Here is a 19,960-nt window from a genome sequence, read left to right as displayed (position 1 = left end):
GGGGCACCGCCAGGTGAAGATGGAATGTTTCGTCCTACTTCGGGTGGGCGGACTTGAGGCATGAGACAGATATAGAAGAAATCCCAAATTATTTGGAATTTCACTACGCAAGCGGATTAGGCGATCACTCTGTAGCGGAAGCCGTCAAGGCTTTCGGCATTGTCATGCCAGCGGATCTAAGCATGTTGGCGCCGAGCACACAGAAAGCCCGAAATGCTTGACGCATTCCGCTACGCGTCTGGTGGTTCGCGGCGCTGGTCGCTTCGATAGTTTCGATGGTTACTTAGCGGCTTTCTCGAAAACAACGAAGTAATTCTCTTTCAAAATGTCTTTGATTTCGTCAACCTTCTTGAAGCCGCACGAGAGGACTTCGCTTTCGAAGACTTCTTGGCCGGCGCGAACGTGCTTCATCGTCCAATCCGTGCTTTCGCCTTCGACCCGCTTGAAATCAATTAAGAATAACTTGCCACCCGGTTTCAGGGCGGCGTGGATCGAGGTCATCGTCTTTTGCGGGAATTCGAAGTGATGATAGGTATCGCAGATGTACACCGCATCTACCGACTCCGATGGCAGTTTGGAATCGTCGGCTGTGCATAACACTCCTTGAATATTCTTCAGCCCCAGTTCGCGACTAGTGTTGGCGATGTGATCAATGAAATTCTGAGCAATGTCGACGGCCAGCACTTGTCCCTTCTCGCCGACTTCGGCGGCAAATAAACGCGTGAACAGGCCCGTGCCGGCCCCTACGTCAGCAATAGTCATCCCCTTACTCAAACTAAGCGCTTTGACAATCTCTTCGCGCTTGGAAAATACTTCGCGACTTTCGATCTCGAAGCGTTCCACATATTCTTTCACATTTGGATCGCGGAAGCTGTCGTTGATTCCCGGCCGGACGCTTTTCTCTTGAGCGGCCACAGGTGAAATGCAGGTGGCAGACAGCAGCATCAAGCCGATGAGTGAGTTGAGTCGCATAATCAATTCCAAAGTCAGGTGAGATGAAATGCAGGAATCTACGATGACTTAGCACCAAACTTTTCGTCCCATTTGGCGCGCAACGAAGCTTGCAGGCGATCCTGAAAACCAGGCGGCATGGCGTAGGGCTGGCCCGCTTTGTATAGCGAGATGGTCTGACGAATATTGTCCACCACGACCTGGCAAGGATTGCATCCAGCCAGATGGTCTTTGAATTCGTCGCATATCTCGTCCAATTGCTGGCCGTCGACGTAGTCGTTCAGTGCTTTGAGCAGTTCTTCGCAGGTCATGAAGCGGTACCCTTACCAGTTCCCCTAAGATTATTGATTCGCGACGGTGGAAAAGGTTACAAAAATTATCCGTGATTGTGGTCGGAAACCATCGCCTGATCGGCGTCCCCAAACTTTTTGGTCAACCTTTCCCTCAGGGCCAGCCGCGCCCTCAACAATCGGACTTTGACAGTCGACTCGGTCAGCTCGAGAGCGGCGGCTGTCTCTTTGACCGATAACCCTTCGACGTCTCGCAGAATGAATACCAAGCGATACTTTTCATCCAGGTCCAAAAGTGCGCGATCGATCTCCCGCTGCGTCTCGGCCTGCTCGGCCAATTCATCAGGCGTCAGAGTCCAAGGCGCAATGAACTCTGGATGCGGTACATCCTCGTAGCTGTCCCCTGCCCCGATGGCCGACATTTGAATCATGCTCAGGCCACGTTTCTTGCGAAGGATCTTCAAGGCATGATTGCTGGCAATCCGCAAGACCCAAGTCTTTACCGACGATTCTTCACGAAACTGCTCGATGTTCTCAATCAGTGAAAGAAAGGTCTGCTGCGTTACATCTTCGGCGTCTTGCGATTGACGCAAAATACGAAAGGCCAGCCCATAGACTTGCGGTTGCAAACCCTCGATCAACTTCTGAAAGGCAGCAAAATCTCCGGCTTTTGCTTGTCGCAATAGCTCTAGATCCTGCGCTCGCGCTGAGGTGGTCGTCTCCATCGGCACTCTTACCAGTCCTAATAGTCACAAGACACAAAACAATTCTCGACAATCGCGTAGCGGAAGCCGTCAAGGCTTTCGTTGCTTTCGCACAACCATTATACCTGTGCCGACCGGGTTTTGATGCAGTACTCGTAGCCGATCTCGCCAGTGATTGGATGAATTAAGCGTGACGTATCCAAAGTCTGGCGACTTCGGCTACTGCAGATCAAACTTGAGCGTGTGCTCGACCGGCACCAGTGCCTGAGCAATCGCCTCAACCAGGGGCTTACGTTCAGCTTCGGTTTCGGCCACTGCCTTTTCAAAATTCTCTTGGCCCGCCGAGCCGTGGAAGACTTGTTTGACTTGCTTGGTTTCATACGCTTGCTTGGCATAGACGGCAGCGTCGATTTTGGCAAAGGCATCTAGAAAGGGGCTGGTTTCAAATTCACTTGCCAGGTTGATACCCCGGGCCACTTGCTCGGCCGTGAACGTCTTGGCAGCGGAACCCCATGTAACCTTTACGGGCTTATCATCATTACCGACAATCTTCAGCGTGAAGCGATTTAGTTTTTCGGCAAAGGGCACTAACGAGAAACCGCTGCGCAGGGAATTGTCATCGTCGATCTCGCCTTGCGCACAATAAGGATATTGAGTACTGACGAGTTTCAGCTGGCCGCCAGCAAATTCCTTGACCGTGTGCTGGCCCTGGGTGGTTGCCTGGTTCGCAGCCAAATCAACTTCGATTGTGCCGATGTGGCCATCCAAGCCCATGGCAGTCAGAAATGCATAGGCCATGATCGCCTGGCCCGCCCAGCCTGGATGAATGCCATCTTTACCAGCCACTGCGTACTGCTCGGCTGTTTTGTTGAACCGCCCAGGAGCAAGAACTTGCTGTTGGTACATGGGCCAGAAGATATCAGCAAAACGCACTTGCTCGGTTTGAGCCACTTCGAGGGCAATGTCGCGGAGCGCACACAAGTTCAAGTTGTGCTCTTCCAAGGTACCGGATTTGCCTTTGACCCACGCAGCCACTTTGCCCGAACAACCCGGTGAACCGACCACAACGCGGACGCCGTTGTCCTTAAACTTGCGAACGATGGCTGTGTAGTGATCGCGATACCAGTTTCCATTGGTGACGTCAAAGGGCCGATAACGCGCGTCGTTCATGCCATAGCAGAGTGTGGCCAGCGTGGGTTTGAAGGTCAAACAGTCGCGATCCATACGCTTGAGAAAACCATCGGTCTTCTCGCCACTCCATCCATACTGCCGAACCGTAACCTGCAATTCGGGCACACAGGCGGTGAAGTAGTTTTCAATGATCCGCGAATACAACTTCTGTTCCGTGATCGAATCACCAACGACTGCCAGGCGATCGCCAGTCTTCACCAGCAACGGTCCAGGCGCAGTCGCTTTGGCAGGATTGAAAATCGCAAAGGCCTCATCCTCGGGCTTGGGTTCGTATTCATACGCTGCGCGGATGACCGAACTGGCAGCCTTGTCCTGTGCCCAACAAGAAATGGGCAGCACTAGCACTGACAAACACACAAGCCCAATCAACTGTGCACGCATGATATTTTGCTCTCTGAGAAGGAGTCTGTGAGAAGTAAGTGGGTGCCCGTTCGCCAGGCACGTGTTACGTGCTGGCCTTATTAACAAAGTTCTTCTTGACCAGCAAGAAGCACCAGGCGATCAGGCCGGTATTTATCGCGGCAAACAACAAGAACACCCAAAAGCCTTCGATCTCCATGGCACTGGCATGTTGGGGAGCCAGTTCGGCCAAACGAGTTTCACCCAGCGATGATAAACGTATGACTTCTCGACAAACGCTCATGCCCAGAATTGTGCTTACCAATCCGAGACTACTGATCACGAGAGGGCCGAGTTGAATCTGTGGTTGGTCGTGTGCACTGCGCTGGATACGATACCAGCCATAGAACTGGGCCAGCAATCCAGCGACGGCCATCGCCAAGTATAAACGGGCCATTGGTCCCAAAAATTCAGCGGCGCGCTGAGGAGCCGATGCATAATATGCGATCCCTCCGAGCATCGAAGCAATCAATCCAAAGATCGCTAACTTGGGTAGCTGGGACAGAGTTCGACTTTCCACTGCCAAGCCATGAGTGAGGCGATATCGAATCTGCCAACCCAACCACATGCACATGGTAGGAATCGCGCCTAATCCCCACACCGCTAACCGCGGTAGAATCTGCGGCTCGAAGTAAACTTGCCTGTCCTGCGTGTAAAACTCGCGCCATTTGTCGGGACTGGAAACGCTAAGCAAATGATTTTCGGTCCAGGAATAAGCCACAAACGCTACGCATAGAAACGGCAACAGGCCGGTAATGGCGCGCACTACCGGGCCTCGGCGTGTTAGCCACTGACTGCGCAGCACGTATAGCGCATAGAAGCCGATGATTAAAATCGGCAGGATGCTCATCCAGCGATTAAACAACAACAAGTTAGCTGTATAGAATTCGCGCTGATAGAGAATCTGCACAAACAGCAGTGGAGCCACACCGGCTGTGATGGCGCCGGAGAGCATGGTGGGGATCCAATCCGCCAGAATTGTCTCGGCCGTCGCGGGCTGTTGGACTGCAGTTTCGGCTGTCTTGGCCCCCAAGCGCAGACGGCCCGTAATCACGCTCCAGGCCAGCCAGGCAGTACCCGCCAGAACATAGTTCATAAACAGCACATGCACGGCCAACGTCAAGACAAACAACACCAAGTAGAAGGCTGTCGCAGTTGGTAAACCGAACGGGAAGGTTGTGTCCATCAATTAAACTCTTAGCGGCCCTGCCGACGTTTGCTAGCCAGTTCTTGCAGTGCCCGGTGACGGGCATGAACGTCTGCAGGCTCAGATCCAGCTTCATCCAAGTAAGACTGGATCCGCGCTTTAATCGTTTCGTAGTCGGCCTGGTCATTGGTCGCGATTTGATCCATTGGCGAGCCCCGATGATGCCACGCCAAAAATTGCACCAAGGCTTCAACCTCTTCTGCCGTGCCCGCAAACGGTGGCATAAAAGGCTTGGTCTGTTGCAACTGAGCAATGTTCAGTCGCATTTGTTCCATGGACCAGGAGCTAGTCAATTCGTCAACTGCGTTTACTCCGCCGATCGTATGACAAACGCTACATTGCTCCCGAAACACTAACGCCCCTTGCCTGAGCTGCGCGTTAGGCACGCGGTCGGCATGCCGCAGTGGGTACTCGTCTGGGCGCGTGCTCAATCCGCTTAACCGCAAAGCAGCTACTTCGTCTTTGTGGATGCTGTTGCTATACAGGGTCTCGCGAATAGTGAACGGCTTGCGAACTCCTTCGCGTACAAACTCGCCCCCAGCAGTAGCGCCAAAGGCCAGCAGAACCAGCAGCGCCGCTGATGCTCCGTTGATGAACAAGCGACCATACCATAATGCGACCAGGCAATAGATGCCGACCAAGGCTGAGGAGCCAACTGCAATCGTGAAGAACATAGTCATGGCAACCGAACCACCAGTTGCCCAAGCTCGACTGTCGGCAGGCATCGAACCCACGTACCAAATCCCCAGCAGTGGCATCAGGATCATCGGGACTAACAACATGGCTACCTGATGAACCAGTTGTTCGCGCTGCGGCCGATCGAGTCCGGGAATAAAGTTAACCACCACCAGGCCCACCAGCGATGCCACTGACATAGCAGCTACGGTGCGATACAGCAGCGATGGCCAGAAACCCGCGTTGAAGAAACCTACCCAGACATGCTTGGAAGTCACCCAATCGCCCGGCGTCAATTGCCAACTCAGGATGCCGTTGATCCAAAACAGGCTGAACCAGGCCGCGGTCGTATACAGTACGAGCAATGTCAATCGCGTTCGATCGTTTAAATACTTCCCGTATCGATAAAAGGCGTAACCACTGACAACTTCTAAAGAGAAGAACGTCCACTCGGTGGCCCAAACCCAATGGAATGACGTGACCATAATGCCAATCGTGCGCGGACTGACCTGAATAGAAGTGAACCACATGGCCACCCCAGTTACCGCTCCCATGACGAAGCTAACCAGGACCAGAAACTTGAAGTAACTGTCCAGGAAGGCGCGGGCTACCGTGCTGCGACCGTTCATGGCCAGCCACTGCAGATAGCACATCAGAAAGCCGCCACCGATCGCGAACTGCGCCAGAAAGACGTGAAAGATTCCCAGGCCACCAATGGCCAGCCCTTTCATCAGTGGTCCGAAATCATTGATCGGAAAGACATCATGTACCATAACGACTCGTGACTATTGCTCTCGCACAAACACAACTTCATTCGACTAAGCACGCAACCGCCACTGATTATCCTGGCTGGGCAGGCTGAACGATAGCCCACGCCCATTCTCGCCAACCCCTGTTGAGCACTTCGCCACATCCAATTGGAGATCAATTCGAAGCGGCTTTGCGTGTCAGGACGCAGGCAACTTCATGCAAGCCGGTCGGATGTTCGATGCGGTCGGTGTGTGGGTCCCAGTGCCATAGGGAACCGTCGAACAATTGTTGCATCCTCGCCATTTCACAATGAAACGGCGGCCCAGGGCAGTTGTCGGTCTGCATAAAGAGTGCAAACAGATTTCCACCTGGCCGCAGCCAGGTGCCAAGCAGTTGGGCGTAGCTCTCCCACTGACTCGGATTGAGCGCGCAGAGGCAGGTCTGCTCGTAGATCGCATCGAAACGCTGCTGCCGACAATAACTCAAGATGTCAGATTGCACCACCTGGGCTGTCAGGTTTCGATTTTGTAGTTCAGCGCTCAGCCACTGCACGGCTGCGTCGGCAAAATCCACGGCTGTGACGTCAAAGCCTCGCTGGGCCAATTCGATGACTTCATGTCCACGACCGCAACCGGGCACAAGAATCTTACACGGTTGCAGCTGCCCGGAGGTTAACCAGCCCAGGAGCATAGGACTGGGTTGTCCACGATCCCATCCGGTCTTGCCTTCGTCGTAACGAACTTGCCAGTCACGACTGGACATCGCAGAAGTCGAGGCTTCGCCTGCGGCGCACTGCAATCGCTTGTCAGTTTCAGCACTCATCGCGCAAGATCTTCCGTGGAATGAAGAATTCAAGTAACGCTGGACGGGCTCGACTTGTCGGACATGTGTTTAGCGATGTACGCTGGTTCGCCCATGCGTTGCAGCAAGTCGATCTGCAACTCCAGCCAATTCATATGCTGCTCTTCATCCAAAGCGATCTTCTCAAAGAGCTGACGAGTTCCAATGTCGCGAGCCTGGCTGGCTTGAATCGAGGCCGTCGTATAGAACTCGATGGCTTCTTTCTCGTCAGCCAAATCGGCTTCGAACATCTCTTTAAGGGTTGACGCTCGCAAAGGAGTCTTTTGAAGCTGAAGCTTGGGGTCACCTTTGAGAAACAGAATTCGCACCAAGAACTCTTCAGAATGCCCCAACTCTTCCTGCATTTCCTCGCGCATCTTGTCAGCCAACAAGCCCATGCCCCAATCGTCTAGAACGCACGCGTGCAGTTGATACTGGTGCATCGCAGATAGTTCCATAGACAGTGCCTGTTGCAGATCCGCGATCGTAGTTGTACTCGACATGTATGCTTTCCTCGTATTATGGCCAATGGCTCAAAAGGTCTGATGACACGGGCGCGGCCGTCGGATGACTGGCGTGATATCGAACTGGTAGTCCAAGCAGATAATCTCTCAGGCAACTCCGGATTGCACCAGTTCGGATTGGACGCTGGGAAATCCAGCGGATTTCCATGCAGTATACCCGCCCGTGAGGTTCACGACATTGTCGAACCCGGCCGCCTTCAAGAGACTGACGCCGATCGCAGAGCGCGCACCACTGCGACACTGAACGACGATCTTTTTGTCTCGAGGCAGTTGATTGAGTGTCTGGGGCAGACGACCGAGGAAATAATGTTCGGCACCATCGACGTGGCCTTCGTTCCATTCATCTTGAGAACGGACATCAACCAACGCAACTGCACCTGATGCAATCAACCCCTTCAGCTCGGCTGGTGTGCCGACTTCGTACGAGGCATTGGCTTGACCCGATGCCAGCAGTGCATTCTGATCGAAACCACCCTTGATTCGTTCAACACCGATCTTGTGCAATGTACGCGCAGCCTCTTCGAGTTCTTCGGGCTGACAGATGAAGTAAACTGGACGCGAATAGTCCACGATCCATCCGGCCCATGCGCTCAGCATGCTCAAGGGGATGTTTAGCGTATGCTTCACAAGCTCTTTGGCCACCACTGAGGCGGGTCGCAGGTCGATCACCGTGCCTTCTTCTATGGCCTGCGGCAGGCTGGCCAAGGGCAACATTTGGTGACGATGATTGGCACCTAAAATAGCCGGCCCTTCTTTGTTGACGCGTTTCATCAACGCAAAATATTTGGGGGCTTCAGGTTGACCGGCCAGGATATACTCAACAAACTCTTCTTCGTCAGTGAACTGCAGCCCGGGATTAAACAACCTTTCATAACCCACGGTCGATGACGGTATGGCACCCAGTCCTTTACCGCATGCGCTGCCAGCTCCATGCGCAGGCCAGACTTGCAGATAATCCGGCAAGGCTTTGAAACGTTGCAGGGAGTGAAACAAGTCGCGCGCGCCCACTTCAGCTGTCCCCACCATGCCTGCAGCTTCTTCCAACAAGTCAGGCCGCCCAATCGATCCAACAAACACGAAATCACCGGTAAAGATGCCCATCGGCTTGTCCGCACCGCCACCCTGATCAGTCAGAATAAACGAAATACTCTCGGGAGTATGTCCCGGCGTATGCAGCGTTTCGAACTGAATGTTACCGACCATGAACTTGTCGCCGTCGTGCAGCAATTGGTGACTATAGTCATGGACATATTGATATTTCCATTGTGCAGGGCCTTCATCGGAGACATACAACTTGGCACCAACGCGGTCGGCCAGTTCGCGAGCTCCCGAGACATAATCGGCATGAATGTGCGTCTCCGCCACCGCTACGATTTGTAGCCCCTCACGTTCCGCCAGCTCGATGTACTGATCAACATCGCGACCCGGATCGATAACCGCTGCTACCTTGGCTCGCTGACAACCGACTAGATACGATGCATGAGCCAACTTGGAGTCATAGAGATACTTGAGTAACATTTGCTGGTTCCCGCTATTGGAACTAAAGGCCTAGAATTACGAGCGACAATTCAGTGTCTGTTAGTGATAGAGCCACGGACCAGCCATAAGTTACAATCGATTCGACGATCCTTGGTAGCGGAAGCCGTCAAGGCTTTCGTGACTCGAGCGTAGCGGAAGCCGTCAAGGCTTTCGTGACTTACATTACGAGGCGTGAAGAAGCTGCTCGAAATGCTTGACGCATTCCGCTACTCGATGAAAGTCAGCTAGACTCGAAATGCTTGACGCATTCCGCTACTTGGCCGCGTTGTATTCGCCCAGAGACTCTTTAGCAGGCAAGTGCTCTTGGAGCACGAAGTGGGAACGTGGATGCGAGTTGACATAACTTGCGATATCCAGCGCCTCTTGCTCAGTTAGATTGGCCTCATCCAGAGGCATCGCTACTTTTAGCCATGCCGCCAGGTGGTCGATAGACGCCAGCCCAGCTCCGTCGTTGTAGGATTGCTCGCCCCACACTGGCGGATTCTCTTTATCACCTTGGCCATCAACTTGATGACACTCAGCGCAGCGTGAGGCATAAAGTTCAGCGCCGCGCGCCGGCACTGCCTGGTTAGCCTTCAGACTCAAGCCTGCGATCGCACCTGGACCAACGGGTTTGTTGGCATTCATCTTGATTGGGAGATCACGCGAGAGCCAAGTAATGTATGCTGTAACCGCCACGGACACTTCACTACCCAACGGAGGACGTGTGCCATTGCAGCTGCGCATGAAACAATTGAGCACGCGATCTTCTAGAGTGATCACTCGGCCTTCGCGAGCGGACCAGGCGGGGTATGCAGTGGCCGTGCCAATGAAGGTACCAGCCGTAGCGTGTTTACCACTCTCGAGGTGACAACTAGTGCAGTTCAACCCGTTGCCGACATAGCCCTTCGATAGAGGGTGAGTGAGCGTGCGTTTGACGATCTGCTCGCCCAAGCGAATGACCTCGCCCAGCTGGCCGCTGGGAAGCTCGTCTGCCAGAGGTGACTGCGCCACCAGCCACACTGGCGGCACCAATCTGCTAGAGGCAGCGCTCGATATCGCCAATATCATTACGAACGCAACAGCATATCGGCGAGTTGGCGAGCGAAAACTCATCTTGGGCTTTGAACCTTAGGGACAGGACACTTGGCAAGGTAACTCCGCGGCATACGAAAGCCCGCCAGAAACCTATAGATCCACCAACATCCAAAAGGTTACAGCCAATCCGGCCGCTTTTGAAAAGATTTCGCAGCGCATCGCGACAGCCTCGCCAGTTCCGGCGTTTTCCGCAGCGCTGAGTTGTAACTTTTCGTGACTTGGCGGCTCAGCACTACTGTGTGATTTGCAGTGGACGTCGGCGGTTTCGTGATGCGGCGTGCGAACTGTCGCGATGAAAGTAGAACTTACATGCCAAACATATTGACGATGCCCTCGTGGCCACCGACCATCGTCGGCGCGGCGATCGGGATGCTCAGCTGGTTTACCTTTTTGACAGCCGGTAGTGCACTGGGGATTACGACCGCGTTCGAATCGACGGTGGCAATAGCCGAGCAGCAGGTCGCGCCCCAGGCAGCTGCGGCGAATCCCTTCTTTGAGAAAAAGGCTCCCAAGATTGATTGGGGCGTCATGCTAGTCGTCGGAGTCTTTGTCGGCGCTTGGCTCAGTTCGTCACTATCAGGTGATCGCAGTCGAACAACCGTTCCGCCGATTTGGTCGCAGCGATTTGGACCGTCCATATCGGTGCGATTGCTGGCGGCCTTTGTGGGTGGAATGTTGATGATGCTGGGCGCCCGGCTCGCGGGCGGCTGTACTAGTGGCCATGGCATCAGTGGATCATTGCAACTGGCTGTATCAAGTTGGTTGTTTGTGGCCATCGTCTTTCCAACCGGCATTGTTACAACCTGGTTACTCTTTAGACGAGGCAAGCACAGCCATGTTTGATCCAGCCATGTTTGACCCCGCATGGAAACTTGCCCTGGGCTTGATTACCGGAATAGCTTTCGGATTCTTGCTTCAGAAGGGCCGAGTGGCGAAATACGAAACTATCGTCGGTCAATTCCTGGGCCGCGATTTCACCGTCTTCAAAATCATGCTCACTGCCGTCCTCGTCGGCTCGATCGGCATTTATGCTCTGCTGCCCAGTGGCCTCATTGGCTTGCATATCAAGCCGCTGATCTGGGCTGGGCTGTTAGTAGGTGGATTGATGTTTGGCGTCGGCATGGCCGTCCTGGGATATTGTCCTGGCACCGGCGTAGTGGCCTGCGGTGAAGGACACAAAGATGCGTATGTTGGCTTGATCGGCATGATCGTCGGAGCCGCAGTTTATGTTGTGTTCTACCCCACTTTTAAGAGCCTGGCAGCCGCTCTGGGTGATGGTGGCAAATTGACGTTCCCTGCCCTTACAAATACCTCTCCTTGGTTTTGGATCGTGCCGATCGCATTGTTAACCATAATATTGGTGATCGCCACAGGCAAACGCTGGACGACAGCTTGGAACCCCAAGCCGTAGCTCTGCACTTTGCATGTGACATAGGGGCGCGGTGATGCGACGATTGGTCGCTCGCTAGTAGCGGTGATTACTCGTTCGCTGGTCGCAGTTAACTTACTAAGCTTTATGAAGTACTAACACTTCATCGTTCACTGCCATTCATGTCTTAGGGCTGTGAAGTGAAGTGACATAACACGTGGGGCCGATGAAATGCGCATATTGACTTGCTGTCTGATCGTTGCACTGGCGTGTAACGCCAGCGTGGCTGCTGAGCCGATAAAGCTGGGCGAAGGCGGGCTGCTGACAGGTATCCCTGGCAAAGGCAAGTTAACCGAGAAGGATATTCAGACCTGGCTGGCCGATGATTCAAATCATGTTGAGTTGAAGCCGGTGTTACCGCTAGGGTTGTCTCAGGGAGCCGTCTATGGAGTCGATCAAAACCCGCTCACCAAGGCCAAGGTCGAACTGGGTAGACAACTATACTTTGATACTCGGCTTTCCAGTGATAACACCATTAGTTGTGCTTCATGCCACCATCCCAATGAAGCCTACGGACGTCGCACACAGTTCGGTGAAGGAGTGCGTGGACAAAAAGGCGGCCGCAATTCACCGGTCAGTTTCAATCGTATCCTATCGAGCAAACAATTCTGGGATGGACGAGCCGATTCACTCGAAGAGCAAGCCAAAGGACCAATCGCCAATCCGATTGAAATGGCCAACACTCACGAGGAAACAATCAAGTCCCTCAAAGCGATCCCCGGTTATGTTCTGCAGTTCGAGAAGATCTATGGCCCGAACTCAGTGAACATCGACAATGTTGCTAGTGCCATAGCCAGCTTCGAACGCTGCCTGGTAACTGGTCCATCACCCTACGATTACGCCGAAGCGGTACGGCCGTTCAAAACGATGAGCGAAGATGATTTAGAGACCTTACGCGAAGATGCACCTGACGCTTATCAACGCTTCGAGCAAGCGCTGCAGGCCAGCCAACAAAACCCGATGAGCAAAGCGGCGACACGCGGTCGAGAATTGTTCTTCAGCCCCAAGGTTGGTTGCTCGCTGTGTCACGTTGGCGCTAACTTAACAGATGAACTGTATCACAACTTGGGCGTTGGTATGGATAAATCCAATCCCGACTTGGGCCGCTTCGAGATTACCAAGGTCGAAAAGGACAAAGGGTGCTTCAAGACGCCTACGATTCGCAATATTGCCCAAAGCGGTCCTTACATGCACGATGGCAGCATGAACACGCTGGCCGAAGTCGTCGAGCACTATGCTAAGGGTGGAATCGCCAATCCTTGGCTGAGCGACAAGATTAAGAAGATCGAACTCAGTGCGCAAGACAAACAAGACCTGGTTGAGTTCATGGAAGCTTGTACCGGCCAATTCCCCAAGGTGGCTGAAGATCGATTACCGGAATAGATCGGCATCCGGTTTAGCGGCACCAGCGAACTAACGAAACATCGATCCAACCAGGTAAATACCCAGCGCTGCCCCCAAGCCCGAAATGGCTAGGGCAACCAGCAAACTAAACCATGTCCAGTAATGCCTGGGTCTCTGGGACAGGGTTAACGAGCGCGCGAAGGTGACTTGCTGATAGGCAGCCACGGCAATCACCAGCGCGCCCAACAACACGAATCCTGTCCCGATAAGTGTCGAACCGGTGACCGATTGCGGCTGATGATCGGGCTGACGGATTATCGCCAGGAATAATCCAAACCTGGCGACCAGGAACCCCAAGCCAATGATGGCGATGCCCGTGCGCAGCCACGCCAACAAAGTGCGTTCGGCTGCGAAGAATATGCGTGGATCATCGTCGGACATAACTATTGGTTGCTCTCGTTACTCGTGCCCAGGCTCTGCCTAGGCACCCACTCGTACCCAGGCTCTGCCTGGGCACGCACTGCCTCGGAGGCTCCTGCCTCACTGTACTAAACGCTGCCGCGCAGGCGGAGCCTGCAAGGCAGTGGGTTACCAGCCAGGATAACTTACTTTTAAATCTACTGGATCATCCAGCGATACTTGCAATCGAATTAGCTCGGCGAAGAGTGCCTTCTTTCTCGCTTCGTGCGCAGGATCGCTGGCCAAGTCATGCATTTCATCTGGGTCTGTGCTCAGATGGTATAGCCTGGCGGCTGAGGCCTGTGGATACAGAATGAGTTTCCATCCATCTTGAATGACGCTGCGCTGCAGCTTTAGGTAACCGCCGTAGATGGATTGTCGAGGCGACGCTGGAGATGTTCCACGAGCCAGGTTCACCAAGCTCTCGAACTCGCATGCACTCGGCTTGGTCGCGCCCGCTAACTCCAGCGAGGTTGCCATCGCGTCTTGCAGATAGATCTGTGACGACACTTTACTATTGGGTGGCACCTGAGGACCACTAACGAGAAAGGGCACGCGCAAGCTGTGGTCGTACATATTCTGTTTGCCAAACAAGCCATGATGCCCCACTGCCAGGCCGTGATCGGCAGTGAAGAAGACCCACGTGTTGTCCGCCTGGCCACTTTTTTCAAGTGCATCCAAGATGCGGCCGATCTGCTCGTCCAAGTGTGAGATCAACGCGTAGTATTCTCGGCGGTGCGTTTTGACTGCATACTCGGTGCGCGGAAACGGCCCAAGTTTCTCATCTCGCAGATCTTTGCCGCAACCCATCGAGTCCTTGAAGGGATACTCGCTGATGAAGTTGCGTGGAACCTGGATGCGATCCATTGGATACTTGTCCAAAAACGATGGTGGTGCTTGTCGAGGATCATGTGGTGCGTTGAAAGCGATGTACATAAAGAATGGGTTCTGCTTGTTACTTGCCAATTGGATGAAGTCAATGGCATCGTCGGCCGCTACTTCGGTCCAGTGTTTGCCTCCTTGCCAAAAGCCGCCCAAGGCGCGATCTGCAGCCGACCATGAATCAGGTTGCCCTGCGATCGGTCGGTTATAAGCCGACTCGACCGTCTCAGGCATGCCTGGACGCACATGCCGAACCACATCGAAGCTCTTCTGAGCATCCGCCTGGATGTGCCACTTGCCCGTCATGTAAGTATCGTAGCCAGCTGACTTCATCAATCCTGGCCATAACTCTCCCGCTTCGCGCAGAGCTTCCGTAGTGCTGGCAACCTTTTCAGCTCTCCAAACACTGCGGCCCGTAAGCAGCATGTTCCGACTAGCTATGCAGACTGCTCCGCTCCACGATCCCATGTTATAGGCGTGCGTAAAGGTTACGCCGCGACGAGCCAGTCGATCGAGACTGGGCGTCTCGATATCGGTCTGCCCTATACAGCCCAGCGCCTCATGGCTGAAATCATCAGCCAGCAGAAAGAGAATATTGGGCTTGTCGGCTGCGCTAAGCCACTGCCCCAGAAAACTAACAAGCACGATGATTAGCAGTGTTCGCATGATCGTTGGCTTTGCATAAAAATCTGAATGCCGGGCGTTGCCTGCTGGTTATCAGGCTCCGCCTGGTAACCGACTGCCCCGCAGGCTCCGCCTGCGCACCGCAGCAGATCCAGGCACGTAGACGTGTCCACGTGCTCTGTATACGCGGAGGCGTGTTCAATTCTATCAAAAGGAGCTTCTCAGCGCAGGCGCATTCAGCGACTTCCAAACTGCCCGTCCAAATGGAATCAACAACATCAACTGCACCATCAGGAAGGGCCACTCAAGGCTGCACAGAGCTAAGTAAGTTGCCATCGCTGACTGGTTGACGACATGCTGGCAGCCATCATTTGGTTATTGATGATTTGCACAGCGCAGTGGCAGAGCCACTGATGATGAACGCTGCAGGTGTGGCGGAGAAAGGTGGTGCGCAAGAACCTTGCGATTGCCCCACTATTTTCCAGGCGTGATTCGCAAGTTCTCAAACCAATACAAGCCCGACTTACCCGGCGCTACGATATCGATATCTCCATCAGCGTCCATATCGCGCACCGCCATTTGTAGACCTGTACCGGCGGAGCCGCGTTGAAAGTCCTTTAGTGCGTCGCGCAGTTCAGGATTGAGTGGCGCTGCCGGCGCGGGCGAGCCTTGATAGATCACGCTCTTGATCCACTTGGATGTTGAACGATCGAACTTGTAAGAGTACAAACAAGGCTCGGCGGTCGCTCCGGCTTCGCTGGCGTGCGCGTAGATGCGTTTTCCAGTCACAAATTCGAGTTGACCATCTCCATCAAAATCGGCCAGATGAAGCGTATGAACTTGAGAAAACGTAGTGTCGATATCTTCCTGGCTCCAGACGCGTTTACCTGCGGCATCTGTCGATTGCTTGAGCCAATGCAAACCGAATTCGTGGCCCATACCCCAGACCACATCGGTATCTCCGTCGCCGTCAAAGTCATGGGCCAGGATTTCGATACTGGCTGTGCCCAGCTTGAACTCGGGATGGAAGGACCATTCACTCGTTCGATCCGGCGGTTGTTGGTACCAGCCCTGGGGTGTAATTAGATCGATGCGGCCATCGCCATTGATATCGCCATGCCCTTGACCATGTCCTGCACCGGCCGGAGATAACGTGCGTTTAGTCCACGGAACCGGCGGGGACTTGCCAGTCAGTTCATAGATCAGCACTTGTCCACCCACGTTCGGCAAGAATACTGGTGTGCCATCGCGGTACAAGTCCAGCAAATAGCCAGTCTCCATCGATCCAGGTTCATCGATGGTGTGTTCGATCCAAGGCTGCGTTGCATCGGCTGGTTGTTCAATCCAGCTAATCCTCTTGCTGAAGTAGGCACAAGTAACAATGTCAACTTTACCATCGCCGTTTACATCCAGTGGCGCATCGGCAAAGTCTTCGTAGTAATGTGGATTAGTGCCGAGCGGCACGTCACGCACTTTATGTCGCGTCCAGTCCGGTGCCGCGTACCACGAATCACCGCAGAAGACATCCAAACTGCCGTTACCGTCGAAGTCAGCTACACCCACAGCTTCAAAGGGCGACTGGTCATTGATCGTATGCTTCTTCCATAATTCGGCTGCTGCGAGATCGGCTGCATGGGGTAGCACAAGACCGCCTAGTAGCAGAGCTATGTTGACAACTCTCAGTTTGAATAGCAATTTCACTGTGGTTACTCGCTTTGAAGAATCATGGACGTTATCGAGGATGAGATTGCAAGCGTTGGCTGGAAGTCTTCCTGTCTCACTTCTCCGCCATGCGATCGGCCAGGCTCGCAAAGACTTCGTTGGGGCGGCCATTTTTCTTGCCATCCGATCCGATCAAGGCGGACATAGGTGTCTGATTCAGTTGATAGCCGACTTCCGTTACGGCGATACCGTCGTCCAGCATCAGCTTGGCACCAAAAATATGATCGTTCATCGAACCGGTTGCTGAACGGCTCAAAGGCTTGGCAAATTGGGCGTCTAAAAATGTGGGCGCAATGTACTTGCTGAAGATGAACTGCTGCCCATCGTCGGCTGTGAAGCCACCAATAGTCTGCTTGGCTTGCTGCAGTAAGGTTGACGCATTGGTGATTCCCTTGCCGGGTAGCAAGCAAGAATAAAATGAAGCTGTATTCATCAAGATGATGTACTGCGTACGTGCAGCAATGAATAGGTGGCACGACCAGTCAGCATACGGATTGGCGTCTAATGGCAGTTCAACCAACTTGCCAGCCTTGACCTTGGTAAGCATTTTTTGAGAAAGTCGCAGAATCATTTGCCCCAATTCCACATCGTGATAGTCAGTTGCAGCACCGTCGCAATCGAAACCCAAATAAAGTACGGGACCTGTGCAAACGATACCCATCTGTAGTGTGGCCAAATGGCGACGGCGCACCAAATGATGGAAGTCCACACCACTAGAATATCCGCTGCCGCCAAGGGCAGGTTCCTCAAACCGAACTGAATGGGCGTGAAAATCAGATTGGCTGCCAGGTTAATGGCGAATGGCAAAGCGATGATCCAACTCACCTTGCCCCGAAAGGCTTGTACAAAAACAAAGCCGAAACTAATGAGAATAACGGGGTAGAGGATTTGCCAGATCAGCCCAATGGTCGCCGGTGGCGGCGTCCAGCTAGGCTTGGCGAGCGAATTGTACCATTCGATCCACGGCATGTTTGATGGCTATTCTTGCTGTTTTTTGTAGGGTTAGATGATCTGTCGGTAGGTCAAGTTGATTCGCTCGCCCACGTTCAGCTTGGTTTTGGGAACTTCATGTTGCCAGAACTCTTGCATCGTACCAGCCATGATTATCAGCGTGCCATGGCCGGCGGGGAAGACTTGTGTCTCTCGGGTGACGTTGTGTCGTATGCGGAACTTGCGGGTAGCACCCAGCGAAAGCGAGCCGATCACATTCCCGATTTCAGGCTCGTCGTCGGCGTGCCATCCCATGCTATCTTGTCCCGAGCGATAGCGGTTGAGCAAGCAATAGTTGTAGCGCCCGTGGACAGCCTCAATCTTGTCCTTGATTTCAAGCAACGTCTCCGTCCAGGGCAACGCCACATTATCGACGCCCGAGTAACGGTAGGAGACGCCTGGATCACCATAAGAAGCGATCAAGCGTGGTTGCATGTGGCCAAAGATCCCAGGCTTCTGCTCCCAGACACACTGATCGCGCACTTCGAGAAAATACCGATCCGCCAGCGCCGCCGTCAGAAAAGCATCGTCATAGATGAGCACGCCGCCATCTCTTAGCTCAATCTCCACGTCAGCAAAAATCCCTGGCTGTGAGCCGACAAATAAACAGTTCAAGCAGCATTGGCCGTGCAAACATTGTGTTGCTCGCCGAGTGTCCCTGCCCCAAGTTCCTAAATTGTAGTCGAGCCAGACGATGCAGGTTGGACTGCCGAGGTTGCCAAGCAGTTCAACGTGGCTCAGTATGTAAACTTGATTGCACAGGCCGCGGCACCCGACGGAATGCGAGTTGCGATACGTACGCAGGAATCACCAAACAGAGTCGCACTGGTCATTCCAGTGGCCACACAATCGCTGGCGTAATCAAGAAAGTGGCCCCCTGCATGAGCCACTGACCTATGATGGGTACAAAGGACCAAAGCCAATGAACGAATCTCAATATCTCATCAAGCAACTCGCCGACGAACTCGCCATTCCAGAATCGGGTAAGCAAAGTGTTGTTCTGCTTGAAAACTCCAAAACTAAAGTGATTTTATTCTCGTTTGCGGTTGGCGGTGGACTTGCCGAGCATGTGGCACCATTTGATGCAACGATACAGATAGTCTCCGGTATGGCGACCTTGACCGTTGGCGACGAGGCTGTAGGGGGTAAGCCTGGAACTTGGATTCAGATGATCGCAAAGACGCCACATAGCATCCAGGCGGAGACACCGGTTGTCATGTTGTTGACGTTGGCCAAGTAGCGGAAATAATAGCTGCAAACTAATATCCAGAGCCGGCCCAAGTTCCCCCGTGGGATGCTCCTTAAGACCAAGGCTATTCTTCGCTGGCTAACTCGGTTGTGTACTCGTGAAGGAGCCACTCGCTGTACAAGACGTCGAGAATTTTTTCCTCGTAGTGGTTCAGAATTTCGGCCCGCACCAGCGGGTCCGTGTAGACCCGCTTGCACGCTTGGCAACGGTGCGCGTACAGATTCTCCCACTCGATAGCTGGGTTCTTTTCGGCCGCCCATTGAAGAATGCGCTCTGGGCCCTCGTTGCGGATCCAGCGCTTGAGGAAGTCGCTCTCGGCACGCTGCCGGACGTCGGCGAGACGGTCTGTTGAAACGTGACCAATTTCGAGTTCCGGAATCGTCAACGTGCCGAGCCCACAACAGGCCATAACCCGCCCATCAGCCATTACGGTGGTGGTGTTAATGACGCTGTCGCAGCCAAGCCGCTGGCCGATGTTGTCGGCGTTCACAGCAAGCCCGAGCGGGTATTGCTGGATCTGCTTCTCATCCAACGGCATCCACGGGCTCTCGCTGAACGTGATCAGTTCGGCCTCTTCCGGTGTCATGAGCGATCGGAACGCAGGGTCGCTTAATAAACCGTCCTTCGTGATCGACCGGTCGGCAACAACTTCGATCATCACGGCTACCGCTAGAGCGGCATCGAGTGCCGCACGGATGGCAAAAAAAATGTTCGAGATGGGTACGAACCGTGCGTGCTCATCCCCGGTCGAGAAGTTGATCTCGGCAAGGCCAGCGGCAGAAAACTTGCGAATGACCTCGGTGGCCCGCTCGCGGTCTTTGGCCCAATGGGCGTTGGTGACAACACGCGTCGGCAGAAGTAACTCGTTGGCATAAGCAATCAAGTCGTAGAGCCCGCTTCCGTAAAGGGTTGGTTCGCCGCCTGTGAACACAACCGAATCGTACGCAAGTTCCTTGGCCTCCCGTATAAGTCTTCGAGCCACATCACCATCAAGCCGTCCCTTGACGCGTGGGCTGCTTAGCGTGCCGCAATGTCGGCACTCGGCCGTACATTGGAGCGTCGGCAGAATGGACAATATCTTCCGGTCTGGCAGCGGGTCGAGGATCTTCATGGG

21 protein-coding genes are annotated in these 19,960 nt (G+C 53.8%); 4 read left to right on the top strand and 17 right to left on the bottom strand.

Going from position 1 to position 19,960, the window contains the following annotated elements; genetic code table 11:
* Positions 1-279: 279 nt before the first annotated feature.
* From SH573x_RS03710 to SH573x_RS03665, 10 genes are all read right to left on the bottom strand, one after another.
* The gene (locus SH573x_RS03710; RefSeq protein ID WP_479352985.1) at positions 280-972 is read right to left on the bottom strand and encodes a class I SAM-dependent methyltransferase; all 693 of its coding nucleotides are present in this window, start codon (positions 970-972) and stop codon (positions 280-282) included.
* 38 nt (positions 973-1,010) lie between these two features.
* Positions 1,011-1,262, bottom strand: a complete 252-nt coding sequence (locus SH573x_RS03705) for an anti-sigma factor family protein (RefSeq protein ID WP_479352984.1) — start codon at positions 1,260-1,262, stop codon at positions 1,011-1,013.
* A 65-nt stretch (positions 1,263-1,327) separates the two neighbouring features.
* A complete protein-coding gene (locus SH573x_RS03700; RefSeq protein WP_479352983.1) occupies positions 1,328-1,966 on the bottom strand; it encodes an RNA polymerase sigma factor in 639 nt (212 codons plus the stop codon).
* 198 nt (positions 1,967-2,164) lie between these two features.
* Positions 2,165-3,517, bottom strand: a complete 1,353-nt coding sequence (locus SH573x_RS03695; protein ID WP_479352982.1) for an SGNH/GDSL hydrolase family protein — start codon at positions 3,515-3,517, stop codon at positions 2,165-2,167.
* A gap of 64 nt (positions 3,518-3,581) precedes the next feature.
* A complete protein-coding gene (locus tag SH573x_RS03690) occupies positions 3,582-4,721 on the bottom strand; it encodes a hypothetical protein (RefSeq protein WP_479352981.1) in 1,140 nt (379 codons plus the stop codon).
* 11 nt (positions 4,722-4,732) lie between these two features.
* The gene (locus SH573x_RS03685; protein WP_479352980.1) at positions 4,733-6,190 is read right to left on the bottom strand and encodes a c-type cytochrome; all 1,458 of its coding nucleotides are present in this window, start codon (positions 6,188-6,190) and stop codon (positions 4,733-4,735) included.
* 151 nt (positions 6,191-6,341) lie between these two features.
* Positions 6,342-6,989 carry a methyltransferase domain-containing protein gene (locus SH573x_RS03680; RefSeq protein ID WP_479352979.1) on the bottom strand — a complete coding sequence of 216 codons (648 nt, stop codon included), beginning with the start codon at positions 6,987-6,989 and terminating at the stop codon, positions 6,342-6,344.
* Between the two features lie 29 nt (positions 6,990-7,018).
* Entirely contained in the window at positions 7,019-7,510 is a 492-nt protein-coding gene (locus SH573x_RS03675; protein ID WP_479352978.1) for a bacterioferritin, read from the bottom strand.
* Between the two features lie 108 nt (positions 7,511-7,618).
* Complete coding sequence (locus SH573x_RS03670) at positions 7,619-9,049, bottom strand: MBL fold metallo-hydrolase (RefSeq protein WP_479352977.1); 1,431 nt, start codon at positions 9,047-9,049, stop codon at positions 7,619-7,621.
* A gap of 273 nt (positions 9,050-9,322) precedes the next feature.
* A complete protein-coding gene (locus tag SH573x_RS03665; RefSeq protein ID WP_479352976.1) occupies positions 9,323-10,165 on the bottom strand; it encodes a c-type cytochrome in 843 nt (280 codons plus the stop codon).
* Between the two features lie 291 nt (positions 10,166-10,456).
* On the opposite strand from SH573x_RS03665, the gene SH573x_RS03660 reads away from it, so the two are divergent.
* From SH573x_RS03660 to SH573x_RS03650, 3 genes are all read left to right on the top strand, one after another.
* Entirely contained in the window at positions 10,457-10,990 is a 534-nt protein-coding gene (locus tag SH573x_RS03660) for a YeeE/YedE thiosulfate transporter family protein (RefSeq protein ID WP_479352975.1), read from the top strand.
* Positions 10,983-11,558, top strand: coding sequence for a YeeE/YedE thiosulfate transporter family protein (locus SH573x_RS03655; protein WP_479352974.1), 576 nt, complete (start codon positions 10,983-10,985; stop codon positions 11,556-11,558). The genes SH573x_RS03660 and SH573x_RS03655 overlap by 8 nt, the downstream gene beginning before the upstream one ends.
* 189 nt (positions 11,559-11,747) lie before the next feature.
* A complete protein-coding gene (locus SH573x_RS03650; protein WP_479352973.1) occupies positions 11,748-12,959 on the top strand; it encodes a cytochrome-c peroxidase in 1,212 nt (403 codons plus the stop codon).
* Between the two features lie 30 nt (positions 12,960-12,989).
* Here the strand turns inward: SH573x_RS03650 and SH573x_RS03645 are convergent, their stop codons facing one another.
* The 6 genes from SH573x_RS03645 to SH573x_RS03620 form a co-directional block, all read right to left on the bottom strand.
* Positions 12,990-13,361 carry a YidH family protein gene (locus tag SH573x_RS03645; protein ID WP_479352972.1) on the bottom strand — a complete coding sequence of 124 codons (372 nt, stop codon included), beginning with the start codon at positions 13,359-13,361 and terminating at the stop codon, positions 12,990-12,992.
* Positions 13,362-13,508: 147 nt separating this feature from the next.
* The gene (locus SH573x_RS03640) at positions 13,509-14,927 is read right to left on the bottom strand and encodes a sulfatase family protein (RefSeq protein WP_479352971.1); all 1,419 of its coding nucleotides are present in this window, start codon (positions 14,925-14,927) and stop codon (positions 13,509-13,511) included.
* 432 nt (positions 14,928-15,359) lie between these two features.
* The gene (locus SH573x_RS03635) at positions 15,360-16,586 is read right to left on the bottom strand and encodes an FG-GAP repeat domain-containing protein (protein ID WP_479352970.1); all 1,227 of its coding nucleotides are present in this window, start codon (positions 16,584-16,586) and stop codon (positions 15,360-15,362) included.
* Positions 16,587-16,662: 76 nt separating this feature from the next.
* A complete protein-coding gene (locus SH573x_RS03630) occupies positions 16,663-17,178 on the bottom strand; it encodes a DUF6933 domain-containing protein (RefSeq protein ID WP_479352969.1) in 516 nt (171 codons plus the stop codon).
* Positions 17,175-17,576 (bottom strand): TspO/MBR family protein, encoded by a 402-nt coding sequence (locus SH573x_RS03625; protein WP_479352968.1) that lies wholly within the window; start codon positions 17,574-17,576, stop codon positions 17,175-17,177. Before SH573x_RS03625 ends, SH573x_RS03630 begins: the two co-directional genes overlap by 4 nt.
* Positions 17,577-17,609: 33 nt before the next feature.
* Positions 17,610-18,167, bottom strand: coding sequence for an alpha-ketoglutarate-dependent dioxygenase AlkB family protein (locus SH573x_RS03620; protein ID WP_479352967.1), 558 nt, complete (start codon positions 18,165-18,167; stop codon positions 17,610-17,612).
* A 352-nt stretch (positions 18,168-18,519) separates the two neighbouring features.
* On the opposite strand from SH573x_RS03620, the gene SH573x_RS03615 reads away from it, so the two are divergent.
* The gene (locus SH573x_RS03615) at positions 18,520-18,837 is read left to right on the top strand and encodes a cupin domain-containing protein (RefSeq protein ID WP_479352966.1); all 318 of its coding nucleotides are present in this window, start codon (positions 18,520-18,522) and stop codon (positions 18,835-18,837) included.
* Between the two features lie 73 nt (positions 18,838-18,910).
* On the opposite strand, the gene SH573x_RS03610 is transcribed toward SH573x_RS03615, so the two are convergent.
* On the bottom strand, positions 18,911-19,957 hold the full coding sequence (locus SH573x_RS03610; protein WP_479352965.1) for a radical SAM/SPASM domain-containing protein: 1,047 nt from the start codon (positions 19,955-19,957) through the stop codon (positions 18,911-18,913).
* Positions 19,958-19,960: the final 3 nt, after the last annotated feature.

The organism is Rania fehmarnensis (assembly GCF_056494185.1).
The sequence above is the reverse complement of the archived record's forward strand: the minus strand, read 5'-3'. Positions and strand labels throughout refer to the sequence as shown.

Excerpts from the sequence above, each read along its gene's own strand:
- SH573x_RS03610 (WP_479352965.1), bottom strand. The coding sequence starts at position 19,957 with ATGAAGATCCTCGACCCGCTGCCAGACCGGAAGATATTGTCCATTCTG.
- SH573x_RS03680 (WP_479352979.1), bottom strand. The coding sequence starts at position 6,989 with ATGAGTGCTGAAACTGACAAGCGATTGCAGTGCGCCGCAGGCGAAGCC.
- SH573x_RS03710 (WP_479352985.1), bottom strand. The coding sequence starts at position 972 with ATGCGACTCAACTCACTCATCGGCTTGATGCTGCTGTCTGCCACCTGC.
- SH573x_RS03630 (WP_479352969.1), bottom strand. The coding sequence starts at position 17,178 with ATGATTCTGCGACTTTCTCAAAAAATGCTTACCAAGGTCAAGGCTGGC.
- SH573x_RS03695 (WP_479352982.1), bottom strand. The coding sequence starts at position 3,517 with ATGCGTGCACAGTTGATTGGGCTTGTGTGTTTGTCAGTGCTAGTGCTG.
- SH573x_RS03650 (WP_479352973.1), top strand. The coding sequence starts at position 11,748 with ATGCGCATATTGACTTGCTGTCTGATCGTTGCACTGGCGTGTAACGCC.
- SH573x_RS03700 (WP_479352983.1), bottom strand. The coding sequence starts at position 1,966 with ATGGAGACGACCACCTCAGCGCGAGCGCAGGATCTAGAGCTATTGCGA.
- SH573x_RS03675 (WP_479352978.1), bottom strand. The coding sequence starts at position 7,510 with ATGTCGAGTACAACTACGATCGCGGATCTGCAACAGGCACTGTCTATG.
- SH573x_RS03645 (WP_479352972.1), bottom strand. The coding sequence starts at position 13,361 with ATGTCCGACGATGATCCACGCATATTCTTCGCAGCCGAACGCACTTTG.
- SH573x_RS03685 (WP_479352980.1), bottom strand. The coding sequence starts at position 6,190 with ATGGTACATGATGTCTTTCCGATCAATGATTTCGGACCACTGATGAAA.
- SH573x_RS03640 (WP_479352971.1), bottom strand. The coding sequence starts at position 14,927 with ATGCGAACACTGCTAATCATCGTGCTTGTTAGTTTTCTGGGGCAGTGG.
- SH573x_RS03625 (WP_479352968.1), bottom strand. The coding sequence starts at position 17,576 with ATGCCGTGGATCGAATGGTACAATTCGCTCGCCAAGCCTAGCTGGACG.
- SH573x_RS03660 (WP_479352975.1), top strand. The coding sequence starts at position 10,457 with ATGCCAAACATATTGACGATGCCCTCGTGGCCACCGACCATCGTCGGC.
- SH573x_RS03615 (WP_479352966.1), top strand. The coding sequence starts at position 18,520 with ATGAACGAATCTCAATATCTCATCAAGCAACTCGCCGACGAACTCGCC.
- SH573x_RS03670 (WP_479352977.1), bottom strand. The coding sequence starts at position 9,049 with ATGTTACTCAAGTATCTCTATGACTCCAAGTTGGCTCATGCATCGTAT.
- SH573x_RS03655 (WP_479352974.1), top strand. The coding sequence starts at position 10,983 with ATGTTTGATCCAGCCATGTTTGACCCCGCATGGAAACTTGCCCTGGGC.
- SH573x_RS03690 (WP_479352981.1), bottom strand. The coding sequence starts at position 4,721 with ATGGACACAACCTTCCCGTTCGGTTTACCAACTGCGACAGCCTTCTAC.
- SH573x_RS03665 (WP_479352976.1), bottom strand. The coding sequence starts at position 10,165 with ATGAGTTTTCGCTCGCCAACTCGCCGATATGCTGTTGCGTTCGTAATG.
- SH573x_RS03705 (WP_479352984.1), bottom strand. The coding sequence starts at position 1,262 with ATGACCTGCGAAGAACTGCTCAAAGCACTGAACGACTACGTCGACGGC.